This is a genomic window from Bradyrhizobium zhengyangense, assembly GCF_022012555.1.
GTDB classification, from domain to species: domain Bacteria; phylum Pseudomonadota; class Alphaproteobacteria; order Rhizobiales; family Xanthobacteraceae; genus Bradyrhizobium; species Bradyrhizobium zhengyangense.
Genome location: NZ_JAKLTZ010000004.1, coordinates 38,042 through 51,801, shown reverse-complemented (window position 1 = coordinate 51,801; position 13,760 = coordinate 38,042). Strand labels below are relative to the sequence as shown.

Genomic DNA, 13,760 nt, shown 5'->3' with positions numbered 1-13,760 from the left:
GTGATCCTTACGCCAGGCAGCGGAAGAGCAGGGCCGGATCGCGGTCGGGATCGATACGCAATTTGATCCCGCCCCATTCGATGCGGGACTGTTCGCCTGTCATGAGATTTTCGATTGCGGTGACGTGGCGGCGCTCGCCGCCGACATCGATGGTGAGGTCGCCGAGCGGCAACCAGATCTCGCGCGCATGGCGCGAGAGGGCGATGGCCGCGATGATCGCGTTCACCGGTTCAGCGGCCTCCTTGACGAAGGCGATGGTCTCGCCGTCCTCGATGCCGAGGAAGCGCAGATTGCTGGTCTGCTGGAGCGCGGCGTTGTCGTTGCGGATACGGTTGAGTGTCGTGATCCAGGGTTTGATATTGCCTGATTTGTCCCAGTCGCGCTGGCGGATCTGGTACTTCTCGGAATCTTGATATTCTTCGCGGCCGGGCACGGCCTCGTGCTCGAGCAGCTCGAAGCCGCTATAGAGGCCGTAATTCCCTGACAGCGTTGCCGCCAGCGCGACGCGCGACTTGAACATCCAGGCTTCGCCGCTCTGCAAATGATACGGCAGCAGGTCCGGCGTGTTGACGAACAGGTTTGCCCGATAGAAATCCCGCTCCGGATAGCGCGAGAGCTCGCCGAGATATTGCTCCAGCTCCCACTTTCCTGTGCGCCAGGGGAAATAGCTGAAGGACTGCGCAAAGCCGAGCTTGGCGAGGCCCTTCATCAGCTTCGGCCGCGCAAACGTCTTGGAGAACAGGATCACCTCGGGATGCCGCTGACGAATCTCGTGGATCAGCCACTCCCAGAACGGCAGCGGCGCGGTGTCGTGATTGTCGATCGCGAAGATGGTTACGCCATGGTCGATCCAGAACAGCATGGCGTCGCGAAACGCATTCCACAGCCCGGCCCGGTCGACCGAGGCGAAATCGGGGATCACGATATCAGAATAGGGGCCGTCCGCCGTCCGCACCGAACGGTCCGGTCGCCATTTGAACCATTCCGGATGCTGCGTCAGCCAGGGATGATCGGGCGAGCATTGCACGGCGAAATCGAGCGCGATCTCGAGGCCGAATTCGAGGCAGGTCGCGACCAGCGCGCGGAAATCCTCGATGGTGCCGAGCTCGGGATGCAGAGCATCGTGGCCGCCCTCAGCCGAGCCGATCGCATAGGGCGACCCGGGCTCGCCCTCGGTTGCGACAGGCGCGTTGTTGCGGCCCTTTCGGCTTGTGCGGCCGATCGGATGGATTGGCGTGAAGTACAAGACGTCAAAGCCCATCGCCGCGATATCGGGCACGCGCGCGATGCAGTCGCGGAGCGTGCCGTGCTGGCCGGCAACCGCGCTCTGGCTACGCGGCATCATCTGATACCAGGCGCCGAAGCGCGCCCTGTCGCGGTCGATAACAAGCGGGAAGTTCGGCGAGCGGGTCAGGTCCAGCCGCGCCTGGCTCTCGGCCATGGCCTCGCCGAGGTCGGTTGCGAGCAGCGAGGTGACGTCGCCGTTCTGGAGATAGTCCTCGCATTGCCTGACGATCACGGCCGCGGCGTCCTGTTGCGCGCCATGCGCCTTGGTCAAAAGGCCAGCGCCCTCGATCGCATCGAGCGTCACGTCGCCACCGGAGAGCTGCTTGCGCTCGACCCCGTGGCGCCAGGTGGCGAATTCGTCGGTCCAGGCTTCGATGGCATAGACATATTGCCCTGCTTCGGTCGGCGTGAACGCGCCGGACCAGCGGTCGTCGCCATGATGGATCATGGGCTCGCGCCGCCATTCACGGTCTTGCTCGCCGCGCCAGACCAGCGCCGCGCTGATGGTGGCGTCGCCGTCGCGATAGATGTCGGCCCACACCTCGACCCGATCGCCCGCGATCCGCTTCACGGCGAAGCGGCCGCCATCGATCAACGGATAGATATCTTCGATGAGGAAAGCGCTGCCGGCGGCGGCACTCTCGACAGTTTGAATTGTCTTGTTCACGGTGATGCCATTGACAAGAAAGCAGGAGCCCGTTTCCCTTGTCGGGAACCTACGCTTGGTACCACTATAGAAAGCCGCTTGTGTGTCATTGGTTCCCATGGGAACGGCAGGTGCGGTTTGGGAGTTACCCCTGACTAACCTCTTCCGCGACCTCGTTAAAATCCATGCCCCCGGCCAGACAATGGCCTGCAAGCTGCGTGCCGAATGGATCTTTTAGCTCAAGCCCAGACCAAGGGCGTCCAATCCGAATTTGTCGACGCCCTCGGCAAGCTGCGGGTCACCGCGCCCGAGGCGCTCAAATCCATCCTCGATGCCCTGCCGGAGAAGCGGGTCTATCGCTTCGTCAGCGGTCCGGTGGTGGTGCGCGCGCTGGGCAATCCGCGCACCGAGCTTGCTGCCGTCGGCACGGCGCCGCTGCAATGGAAAATCACCGGCAAGGGCAATGTGATCGGGCAGGGCGAGACGCGCGAGCCTGTTATCGCCTGGCCCGCCGGCCTGCCGCTCGGTTACCACCGGCTGACGCTGACCGATGCTACGGGCGCGACGGAAGAGGTGCCGATGATCGTGGCACCCGAGCGCGCCTTTGGCGGCGAGTTTGACCGCGGCTGGCTGCTGGCCGTGCAGCTCTACTCCGTTCGCTCCGACCGCAATTGGGGCATCGGCGATTTCACCGATCTCGCCGGTCTTGTCAGGCTCGCCAAGCGGCTGGGGGCTGACGGCGTCGGGCTCAATCCGCTGCATGTGCTGTTCGACGATCATCCGGCCGATTGCAGCCCCTATTCGCCGAACAGCCGGCTGTTTCTCAATCCGCTGTATATCGACGTCGAGGCCATTCCCGAATATTCGGCCGACCTCGTCCCGGACGCCGCCACGACCGCCACGCGGCTGCGCCAAGGCGATCGTGTCCCTTACGCCGACATGGCGGCGCTGAAATGGCTGGGCCTCCGTGCTGCCTTTGACAGCTTCTTGAAGACCGCGACCGGTGTCCGGCGTAACCAGTTCGATGCGTTTCGAGCGGACCGCGGGCCGCTGTTGTCACGCTTCGCCTGCTTCGAGGTGCTTCGGCATCGTTTCAATGTGCCGTGGTGGGAATGGCCAGTGGAATGGCAGCAGCCGGACGATGCCAAATGCGCTGAAATGCGCAAGGGACCCGACAGGCACAAGGTCGAGTTCGTCGAATTCGTGCAATGGACGGCGGATAGCCAATTGCGCGCCGCCAAGGAGCTCTCCGCCGAGCTCGGCATGCGCGTCGGGCTCTATCTCGACGTTGCCGTCGGCGTGCAATCCAACGGCTTCGATGCCTGGAACGAACAGACGTCAATCTCCCGCCACCTTGCGGTCGGCGCGCCGCCTGATGTCCTCAATACCGTCGGTCAGGATTGGGGCCTTGCCGGCTTCAACGCAGGCGGCCTGGAGGCGCAGTCCTTCGTGCCCTTCGCGAACATGCTGGCCGCCTCGATGCGGCATGCCGGCGCCATCAGGCTCGATCACGTGCTGGGGCTGAAGCGGCTTTATCTGGTGCCGCGCGGCTTCAAGCCCGATAACGGCGCCTATGTGCAGATGCCGCTGGAGGCGCTGCTCGCGGCGGTCGTGTGCGAGAGCGTTACCCACAAATGCATCGTGATCGGCGAGGACCTCGGCACCGTGCCCGAAGGCTTCCGCGAGACCATGCAGGATTTCGGCATCTGGTCCTACCTGGTCATGATGTTCGAGCGCGACGATGCCGGCCATTTCCGCAATGTCGACCACTACCGGCCGAACGCGCTGGTCACGCTCAACACGCATGATCTATGCACCTATGCTGGCTGGCGCTCGTTCGGCGATCTCAAGATGAAGCTGTCGCTCGGGCTCGATCCCGGGGAGAACGAGCAGGCACGTTGGGACGCGCTCGGCGCGCTCGATCAGATTCTGCACCAGAACGGGATCAACGCCAACGACCTCTACTCGGTGCTCGGCTTCCTGTCGCGCACGCCGTCGCGGCTGCTCGCGGTGTCGATGGAAGACCTGCTCGGCGTGATCGACCAGCCCAACATTCCCGGCACGATCGACGAGCACCCGAATTGGCGGCAGCGGCTTCCCGTCGCACTCGATCAGATCGCTGCCAAGGTCGATCTCGCGGCTTTGAAGGCCGCGACGCGGGAACGTTCGCTCATCGGTGGGCGTTGATATCCGGGGATTTCCTAGGCTCGCAAAACATTGTCTCAGAAGATCGAGAACTATGCGCTGATCGGCGACTGCGAGACCGCGGCGCTGGTCGGGCGCAACGGCTCGATCGATTGGCTGTGCTGGCCGGCCTTCGATTCTGACGCCTGCTTTGCCGCGATCCTCGGCACGCACAAGAACGGTCGGTGGCTGGTCGCGCCGAGCGAGGACGTCACAAGTATCTCGCGCCGCTATCTCGGCAACACCCTCATCCTCGAAACGCGCTTTGAGACCGGGAGCGGCACCGTCGCGCTGGTCGACTTCATGCCGCCGCGCGGCAAGGCGTCCGACATCGTGCGGCTGGTGCGCGGCGTCAAGGGCACGGTGAAGATGCGGATGGAGCTTGTCATCCGTTTCGGCTTCGGTGTCGATATTCCCTGGGTGAGGCGGATCGACCATTCACTGCTGGCGGTCGCCGGCCAGGACATGACGGTGCTGCGCACGCCGGTCGAGACGCGCGGCGAGGATCTCACCACGGTGTCCGATTTCGAGGTCAGGGCCGGCGAGACCGTGCCGTTCGTGCTGACCTACGGTCCCTCACATCTCGATCCGCCTGAATCGATCGACCCTGATATCGCGCTCCGGGAGACCGAAAAATTCTGGAAGGAGTGGTCAAGCCGTTCCACGCATGACGGCGAGTATCGCGATCTCATCATGCGTTCGCTGATCACGCTGAAGGCGCTGACATTCGGCCCGACAGGGGGCATCGTCGCGGCGCCGACCACCTCGCTGCCGGAAAAGCTCGGCGGCGCCAGGAACTGGGACTACCGCTTCTGCTGGCTGCGCGATGCCACCTTCACGCTGCTGGCGCTGATGAACTCGGGCTACACTGACGAAGCCTTGGCTTGGCACAATTGGCTGCTGCGCGCGGCCGCCGGCTCGCCCGCCAACATGCAGATCATGTACGGCATCTGGGGCCAGCGCCGGCTGCTGGAATGGGAGGCAAGCTGGCTCGATGGCTATGAGGGCGCCCAGCCGGTGCGTGTCGGCAATGCCGCGCATGCGCAGCTTCAGCTCGACGTTTACGGCGAGCTGATCGATGCCTTCCACCAGTCGCGTATGGCCAAGCTCCAACTCGACGATGAGGCGACCTGGGCGCTGGAATGTGCGGTGCTGAATCATCTCGCCGAGGTCTGGGACCATCCCGACCATGGCATCTGGGAGCGGCGCGGCCAGCCGAGGCACTACGTCTTCTCCAAGGTGATGACCTGGGTCGCCTTTGACCGCGCCATCAAGAGCGCCGAGACTTTTGGCTTCAAGGCGCCGCTGCTGCATTGGCGCACCTTGCGCGAGGCGATCCATCGCGACGTCTGCAACAGAGGCTTTGACGCGGAAGAGAACGCTTTCGTCGAGTCCTACGGCTCAAAACTGCTCGATGCGAGCGTGCTGCTGCTGCCGGGTGTCGGCTTCCTGCCGGCCGACGATCCGCGCATCCGCGGCACCATCGCGGCCGTCGAGAAGCACATGATGCGCGACGGCTTCGTGCTGCGGCATGACCCGCGCGAGGTCTCCGAGGAGACCCAGCCGATCGAGGGCGCGTTCCTGGCCTGCACCCTGTGGCTGGCCGATGCCCACGTGCTCGCGGGCGACCTCGATCGGGCGCAGGCGCTGTTCGATCGCATCGCAGGGCTTGCCAACGACGTCGGGCTCCTCGCCGAAGAATATGATCCCGTCGCACGCCGCCAGACCGGCAATTTCCCGCAGGCGCTGACGCATATCGCGCTGATCAACACCGCGCATAATCTCTCGGCGGCCAGGCACGCCAGCGATAAGCCGGCGATGCAGCGGTCGAAATAGTAGGGAGCGCGCGGTAGGGGAGGGTCTTAACCCCTCCCCGCTGGGGAGAGGTACGACCAGCTGCGCACTTGACGCAATTAAGCTCTAGCCCACCCCATTCCGCTTCAAGATCATCTCCATCGCCTCGGCAAACCCGTCCTGCTCGTTGCTCGCGGTGACGTTGGTGGCCTGGTCCTTGACGCTGTCAGTGGCGTTGCCCATGGCGATCGAGGTGCCGCTGACGCGGAACATGGCGAGGTCGTTCTGCATGTCGCCGATGGTGGCGACCGCATCCAGGGAAATGCCGAGCCGCTTGGCCATGGCCTGCACGAACGTGCCCTTGTTGAAGCCGGGCGGGGTGATGTCGAGATAATAGGTCTGGGAGCGGACCGCGGTCGCCTCGCTGCCGAGCGCCTGCTGCATCGCCTTCTCGCAAGCCTCGAGGCCCGCCGCATCGGCGCTGGCGCCGACGATCTTGCAGGCGCTGGCGAGATGCGGTGCAAAATCCGTCACGATGGTGGGATCTGAGCGGATCGTGTGCTGCTCATGCGCGACGTATTTACCGCTGGGGTTATCGATCAGCCATTTGTCGTAAGTGAAAAGCCAGATGTCGGCGCCGAACTCCCGGAGGATCTGCAAGCTGCGCTCGGCCGCGTCCTTCGGGATCAGATGCTGCTCGACCGGATTCATCTCGGGATCGACGATCGAGGAGCCGTTGAACGGGCCGACCGGCAGCCACAACGCCAGCGGCTCGATCAGGAAGCGCATGCCGATCGCAGGCCGGCTGGAGGTGATGGTGAAGCCGATGCCGGCCTGGTGCAGCCGCTGCACCGCGCTCCGCGCGCGCTCCGTCAGCGTCTTGTCCTTGGTCAGCAGCGTGCCGTCGACGTCGGAAACGATCAGTGAGATTTTCGTCATGGCTCGGCCCTGCTTTTCCCGCCGTCGATTTTCAGCTGCCGCACGATGCCATCGACGATTGCTTCGACGGATTCGTCGATCGAGGCCGTGATGACGTGCTCGCTCGCCTCCGGCGGCTCCAGCGTGTTGAACTGGCTGGTGAGCAGTCCGGGCGGCATGAAATGGCCCTTGCGATGCGCCAGCCGATCGGCGATGAGCTCCTGCGTGCCCTTCAGGAACACGAAGCGGACGTCGTCGCGCCCGCGCAGCAGCACCTCGCGATAGGTATGCTTGAGCGCCGAACAGGCGATGATGATTGGCTCGCCCTTGCCGCAGGCCCGCGCGATCTCGTCGGCGATGGCGTTGAGCCAGGGCCAGCGGTCCTCATCGGTGAGGGGATGGCCGGCCCGCATTTTCTCGACATTGTTCTTGGGGTGGAAGCTGTCGCCATCCTCGAATCGCCAGCCGAGGCGGTCGCCCAGCGCAGCTGCAATCGTGCTCTTGCCCGAACCCGACACGCCCATCACGATCAACGCACAAGGTGCTTTAGTGCCCGCCACGAATCCCCTCCGGAAGCGCGGCCCGGTCGACCAGCCAGACGGTCTCACCATGCGAGCGCGCGCGTAACGCCGGCAGATTCTCGCCATTGAGCAGGCGCGTCAAGATCGGCTGCTTGTCGTGCCCTGCAATCTCGAACAGCATCTCGTGACACGAGGCCAGCGTGGGAAGCGTCAGCGAGACCCGCGGCACGAAGGGCGCGACATTGGCTTTGGGCACGCCGACGACCCAGCGCGCAGTTTCCTCGATACCGGGATAGCCGGGAAACAGCGAGGCGGTATGCCCATCGGGCCCCGCACCCATCAGGACGAGATCGAACAACGGCCGTGCCGGATCGAGGCTTTCAGATCCGTAGAAGGCTTGCAATTCGTGTGCATACGCCGCAGCGCTCTCATCCGGATTTTCAACCAGGGTCGGAATCGGATGGATATGGCCTGACGGCGCGTTGCGATCGAGAAACGTGGCGCGAGCGACGGCCATATTGTTGAGCGGATCGCTCGTGCCGACAAAGCGCTCATCGCCGATGAACCAATGCACGCGATCCCAGGGGATCTTGCCGCGCCAAGCCTCGCTACCGAACAGCTGATACAGCTTCTTCGGGCTCGACCCGCCGGTGAGGCAAATCGCGATGCGGCCGGGATTGGCTGCGATGCGGGCGATCGCCCGCTCGGCGGCGGCTTGTGCGAGGGCTTCGGCGTCCGCGACGACGATCAGCTTAGGCTCTGCGGCTGTCGCCATCACAAAAGCTTCCGCCAGCTTCGGCCGTCGCGCCGCAGCAGCTCGTCAGCGCAGGCCGGGCCGTCGCTGCCGGCTTCATAGGTCTCGATGCCATTGTCGCCCGCGGTCTTCCAGGCGTCGAGGAACGGCTGCACCGCCGCCCAGCCGGCCTCGATGCCATCGGCGCGCTGGAACAGGATGTTGTCGCCGATCATGCAGTCGTAGATCAGCGTCTCGTAGCCGGTGGACGGATCGGCGCGGAAATAGTCGCCATATTTGAACTTCATCTCGACGCCGTCGATGGTGATGCTCGGCCCCGGGATTTTTGCATTGAACTGAAGCTCGATGGTTTCGGTCGGCGCAATGCCGATGGTGAGGAAGTTTTGCGAGAGACGGTCGACCGTCGTGCCTGAAAACATCGACAGCGGCGCCTGCTTGAACTTGATCGCCACCTCAGTGCGCTTGTGGCCCAGTGCCTTGCCCGTGCGCAAGTAAAACGGTACGCCGGCCCAGCGCCAATTGTCGATCATCAGCTTCAGCGCGACAAAGGTCTCGGTGGTGCTGCCGGGCTTGACGTCTTCGGTCTTGCGATAGTCCATGATGTCCTCGTCGCCGATGCGGCCTGCGAGATATTGCGCGCGCACCGAATTTCTCAGCGCTTCTTCCCGGCTTGGCTGCTGGATCGAGGTCAGCACGTCGGCCTTCTCGGAGCGAACCGAATGCGCGTCGAAGCGCGCCGGCGGCTCCATCGCGACCAGCGACATCAGCTGGAACAGATGGTTCGGCACCATGTCGCGCAGCGCGCCGGTGGCATCGTAGAAGCCGCCGCGATGGCCGACGCCGAGCTTCTCCTCGACGGTGATCTGGATGTGGTCGATGTGGTTGCGATTCCAGATCGGCTCGAACATGCCGTTGGCAAAGCGCAGCACCAGGATGTTCTGCACCGTCTCCTTGCCGAGATAATGATCGATCCGGTAGATCTGGTGCTCGTCCATGATCTTCAAGAGCTCGGCGTTCAACGCCTTGGCCGAGGCGAGATCGGTGCCGAATGGCTTTTCGATTACGAGGCGGCGCCAGGCGCCATTCTCCTTCATCATGCCGGTGCGGCCGAGCTCGCGCGCGGTCGGCGCGAACGCGGCCGGCGGGGTTGCCAGATAGAACAGCCGGTTGCCGCCGGTGTCCTGCGCGCATTCCAGCGAATCCAGATGCTCGCGCAGACGATCGAAGGAGGGCGGGTCCTTTGCGTCGGCTTCGACGAAGGTCACGCATTCCAGCAGCCTTGTGGCGATGTCGTCGTCCACGGGCCGCGTTGCGAATTGCTTCAGGCCCTTCAGCAGGCCGTCGCGCAGCTCGTCGTCCGACTGGCCCCTGCGGGCCACGCCGACGACGCAGAACTTTTCCGGCAGCAGGTGCTCGGCCGCGAGATTGTAGAGGGACGGCATCACCAGGCGATGGGTGAGATCGCCGGTGACGCCGAAAATGACGAAGGCGCAGTTTTCCGGCTTGCGCTTTGGTTGCGGGTCTTTTGTCACGAACGTTGGGCCTTCGCTTAAGTTCTTATTTTGGCTTCGAAGCGTCCGGCTGCTTCGGCTCCTTGTGGCCGCCGAATCCCGCGCGCATCGCAGAAAGAATTTTTTCGGCGAAGGTGTGTTCCCGACGGGAACGGAAACGTGTGTAGAGCGCGGCCGTCAGCACTTCGGCCGGCACGGCTTCGTCGATCGCCGCATTCACGGTCCAGCGTCCTTCGCCGGAATCCTCCACGAAGCCGGAATATTCCGCGAGCTGTGGGCTGTCGGCGAGTGCCGTCGAGGTGAGGTCGAGCAGCCAGGACGGGATCACGCTGCCGCGGCGCCAGACCTCGGCGATATCGGCGAGGTCGAAATCGTAGCGATGATCGGCCGGCAGGGCGTCGATGTTGGCGTTCTTGAGGATGTCGAAACCTTCGGCATAAGCCTGCATCAGGCCATATTCGATGCCGTTGTGGATCATCTTGACGAAGTGCCCGGCGCCGACCGGACCTGCATGGATGTAGCCCTGCTCGATGCGGGGATCGCGACCCTCGCGTCCCTCGGTGCGCGGAATGTCGCCGGCGCCGGGGGCGAGCGCTGCGAAGATCGGATCGAGCCGGTCGACGACCTGCTTCTCGCCGCCGATCATCATGCAATAGCCGCGGTCGAGGCCCCAGACGCCGCCTGAGGTGCCGACGTCGACATAGTGGATGCCGCGCGTCTTCAGCGCCTTGCCGCGACGCACGTCGTCCTGCCAGAAGGTGTTGCCGCCGTCGATGATGACGTCGCCCTCCTGCATCACGCCGGCGATCGTCTCGATGGTTGCTTCCGTGATGCGGCCCGCCGGCAGCATCACCCAGGCCGTGCGCGGCCGCTCCAGCTTCGAGATGAATTCTTCGAGCGTCGCCGAGCCGACCGCGCCGTCCGCGGCGAGACCGGCGACGGCCTTGGCGTCCTTGTCATAGACCACGGTCGAATGTCCCTGACGCATCAGGCGGCGAACGATGTTGCCGCCCATCCGGCCGAGGCCGATCATGCCGAGTTGCATGTGAGAAATTCCCTTAATTCAGCGCGTCGTTGAGCGCGGCATTGAGCGCCGCAAGGCCTTTCTTGAGCGGCCCCTTCAGGTGCACGCGAAGCGCGCGCCGGCCGCGCTCGGTCAGCACGTCGAAATCGCCACGCGCCTGTGCCGCCTTGATCACGCCGAAGCTTGCCTTCTGGCCCGGCACAGGAAGGTCCTTGGCGTCGTCGGCGGTGATCTGGAGGAACACACCGCTGTCGGGCCCGCCCTTATAGGCCTGGCCTGTCGAGTGCAGGAAGCGCGGGCCGAATTCGGCGGCGGTTGCCAGATGTCGCTTCTCCAGCACGGCCGTCCGCATCTCCTGCAGCGCCTCGATGTTGGCCTTGTCGCGCGCGATGTAGCCGAGCAGGGCAAAATAATCGCCGCGCCGCGAGCGGGTGATATGGGCCCTGAGCCAGGAGGTGAGGTCGCCATTGGCGCCCATCGTGCGCAACGCGGCGGCGTTGTGGTCGTCGGTGTAGAGATCGAACTCTTTGGTGCTCACCACCGGCTCTTCGGCCGGCAGCGCACCGGTCTTCTCAAACGCCGACGTCAGCTCACGGGTCTTGATCTTGGCCGCTTCGACGTCAGGCTGATCGAACGGATTGATGCCGAGGATCGCGCCCGCCACCGCTGTTGCCATCTCGAAGCGGAAGAACTCCTGGCCGAGATGGTCGATCGACTTCATAACGATGCGCACCACCGGATGACCGGCTGCTTCGATCCCGGCGAGCGCCGAGTCATGGGCGGCATCCGTTTCGCCCTCGGTGCGAATGTCGATGAAGAAACGGTCGTTGCCGTAAGCCGCGGACTCCCTCAACGGCTCGCCGGCGATCGGGATCAGGCCCTTGCCCTCCTTGCCGGTCGATTCCGCGATCAGCTGCTCGGCCCAGGCCCCGAAATCGGCGATCTTCTTCGACGCCAGGATCGTCACCTTGTCGCGGCCTTCGAGGCCGGCGAGGCCCATGGCGAGACCGAGCTGCACGCCCGGGTTCTCGGCTGGCGGCACGTCCGGTCCGCAAGAGCGGGCCATTGCCAGCGCATGCTTGAGGAAGGTCCTGACGTCGATGCCGGCGGTGGCCGCCGGCACCAGGCCGAACGGCGACAGCACCGAATAGCGGCCGCCGATCGAGGGCTCGCCATGGAAGATGCGGGCATAGTTCAGCTTCTTGGCCGCCTTCTCCAGCGACGAACGGGGATCGGTCACCGCGATGAAGCGGAAGCCGGTCTTGGCCTTCGGGCCGAGGGCCTGCGCGACGCGCTCGTGGAAGTAATCCTTCATTGCGTTCGGCTCGGTGGTGCCGCCTGACTTGCTCGACACGATGAACACCGTGTTGGCGATGTCGATCTTGGCCTCCATCGCCCGCACCTCGGCCGGATCGGTGGAGTCAAGCACGTGCAGCTTCGGGAAGCCGGCCTTCCGGGCAAACGTCTCCGCCAGCACCTCGGGGCCAAGGCTCGATCCGCCCATGCCGAGCACGACGGCGTCGGAGAATTTCTGGCCCTTCACGCGGCTCGCATAGTCCTCATAATCGGCGACATCGGCCTTGGCGGCGCTGTCGAGCCAGCCGAGCCATTTGTCCTCGTCCGTCCCGGTCCAGACCGACTTGTCGCGCTGCCACAGCCTGCGGATTTTTGCCGATGCGCGCCATTCCTCGGTGCTCTTGGCCACGGCCTTGCCGAGGCCGTCGCCGAGCGAGAGAAGCTGGCGGTCGATCGCGGGGCCGAGCACGGTCGCGCGCTTGTGGGCGACCGCGCCGTAGAGCTTGTCGGCGGCGTCCGCAAACAGCTTGACGCCGTCCTTGACCAGTTCCTCGGTGATGGCGTCGAGCGAGACGCCGGAGCGCTCCAGCTCTTCCAGCACGCGATAGGCGTCTTCGACATTCTCCTCCAGGCTGTCGCGCGGCTTGCCATGGTCACGGAACGCATCGAGCGTCGCCGGCGGCACGGTGTTGATGGTGTCGGGGCCGATCAGCTCCTCGACATAGAGCACGTCGCTGTAGTCCTTGTTCTTGGTGCCGGTGGAGGCCCACAGCATGCGCTGCGGCTTGGCGCCCTTGGCGGCGAGCTTCTCCCAGCGCGGGCCTGCGAACAGGCGCTTGTAGTCCTGATAGGCGACCTTGGCGTTGGCGATCGCGACCTTGCCCTTCAGCGCGGCGAGGCGCTCCTTCTCGGAGGGATCGTTGGCCCGTGCGATCTTCTCGTCGAGCTGCTTGTCGACGACGGAATCGATCCGGCTGACGAAGAAGCTGGCCACGCTCGCGACATGGGAAGGATCGCCGCCGCCGGCAACGTATTTTTCCAGACCGGCGATATACGCCTCGGCGACCTGGAGGTAGACCGCTTTCGAGAACAGCAGCGTGATGTTGATGCTGATGCCGTCGCCGATCAGCGTTTCGATCGCCGGCAGGCCCTCTGGCGTCGCCGGCACCTTCACCATCAGGTTCTTGCGATTGACGTCCTTCCAGAGCCGCCGTGCTTCGGCGACCGTGCCCGACGTGTCCATCGCCAGATAGGGCGAGACCTCGAGGCTGACATAGCCGTCGCCGCCCTTGAGGCGGTCATAGACCGGGCGCAGCACGTCGGCAGCGTTCTGGATGTCCTCGACCGCGACCGCCTCGAACAGATCGGCCACGGTCCGGTCGCCGCGCTTCAGCGCCTTGCCGATCGGGGCGTCGTATTCGTCCGAGCTGCCGATCGCCTTCTCGAAGATCGAGGGATTGGAGGTGACGCCCTTGACGCCATCGGTGTCGATCAGCCGCTTCAGGTCGCCCTTGGCGATGAAGCCGCGGGCCAGGAAGTCCAGCCAGACGGCTTGTCCGTGCTTTTCCAGTTCTTTGACGGGATTCATGATGCTTATTTATCTCCAAGCCTGCGGACGGAGGGGGTTTCCGCACCGGTCCTGACGCGCTATCCTCTAGCTAGCATGCTCCCGGAAGGGAACCAATCAAGGGTAAGGGCGTCATACTCGTAGCCTAACTCCGTCGCGATCATGACGATCCAGGCGGCCGTCGTGCTTTTGCGTAATAATAATTTGGCCGGCATGGGTCGGCCGAGGCTTTTGGTTGAGGTCGATTATTCGCGTCGC

At 64.3% G+C, this 13,760-nt stretch carries 9 protein-coding genes; 2 read left to right on the top strand and 7 right to left on the bottom strand.

Features of this window, described 5'->3' with window-relative positions:
• Positions 1-7: 7 nt before the first annotated feature.
• Positions 8-1,954, bottom strand: a complete 1,947-nt coding sequence (locus L6639_RS15790) for a maltotransferase domain-containing protein (RefSeq protein WP_237862632.1) — start codon at positions 1,952-1,954, stop codon at positions 8-10.
• Positions 1,955-2,158: 204 nt separating this feature from the next.
• On the opposite strand from L6639_RS15790, the gene malQ reads away from it, so the two are divergent.
• Together malQ and L6639_RS15780 are read left to right on the top strand one after the other, a co-directional pair.
• The gene (malQ, locus tag L6639_RS15785; protein WP_237862631.1) at positions 2,159-4,120 is read left to right on the top strand and encodes a 4-alpha-glucanotransferase; all 1,962 of its coding nucleotides are present in this window, start codon (positions 2,159-2,161) and stop codon (positions 4,118-4,120) included.
• 30 nt (positions 4,121-4,150) lie between these two features.
• The gene (locus L6639_RS15780; protein ID WP_237862630.1) at positions 4,151-5,953 is read left to right on the top strand and encodes a glycoside hydrolase family 15 protein; all 1,803 of its coding nucleotides are present in this window, start codon (positions 4,151-4,153) and stop codon (positions 5,951-5,953) included.
• Positions 5,954-6,037: 84 nt separating this feature from the next.
• Here the strand turns inward: L6639_RS15780 and L6639_RS15775 are convergent, their stop codons facing one another.
• From L6639_RS15775 to L6639_RS15750, 6 genes are read right to left on the bottom strand one after another with little or no spacing between them, the layout of a single operon-like run.
• Positions 6,038-6,850 (bottom strand): Cof-type HAD-IIB family hydrolase, encoded by an 813-nt coding sequence (locus L6639_RS15775; RefSeq protein ID WP_237862629.1) that lies wholly within the window; start codon positions 6,848-6,850, stop codon positions 6,038-6,040.
• Positions 6,847-7,389 carry a gluconokinase gene (locus L6639_RS15770; RefSeq protein ID WP_237862628.1) on the bottom strand — a complete coding sequence of 181 codons (543 nt, stop codon included), beginning with the start codon at positions 7,387-7,389 and terminating at the stop codon, positions 6,847-6,849. The genes L6639_RS15775 and L6639_RS15770 overlap by 4 nt, the downstream gene beginning before the upstream one ends.
• The gene (gene pgl / locus L6639_RS15765; RefSeq protein WP_237862627.1) at positions 7,376-8,125 is read right to left on the bottom strand and encodes a 6-phosphogluconolactonase; all 750 of its coding nucleotides are present in this window, start codon (positions 8,123-8,125) and stop codon (positions 7,376-7,378) included. The genes L6639_RS15770 and pgl overlap by 14 nt, the downstream gene beginning before the upstream one ends.
• Positions 8,125-9,636: a glucose-6-phosphate dehydrogenase gene (gene zwf / locus L6639_RS15760; RefSeq protein ID WP_237862626.1), complete on the bottom strand. Its 1,512-nt coding sequence runs from the start codon at positions 9,634-9,636 to the stop codon at positions 8,125-8,127. Before zwf ends, pgl begins: the two co-directional genes overlap by 1 nt.
• A 25-nt stretch (positions 9,637-9,661) precedes the next feature.
• Complete coding sequence (gnd, locus tag L6639_RS15755; protein ID WP_237862625.1) at positions 9,662-10,660, bottom strand: phosphogluconate dehydrogenase (NAD(+)-dependent, decarboxylating); 999 nt, start codon at positions 10,658-10,660, stop codon at positions 9,662-9,664.
• A 13-nt stretch (positions 10,661-10,673) separates the two neighbouring features.
• Entirely contained in the window at positions 10,674-13,523 is a 2,850-nt protein-coding gene (locus L6639_RS15750) for a bifunctional transaldolase/phosoglucose isomerase (protein ID WP_237862624.1), read from the bottom strand.
• Positions 13,524-13,760: the final 237 nt, after the last annotated feature.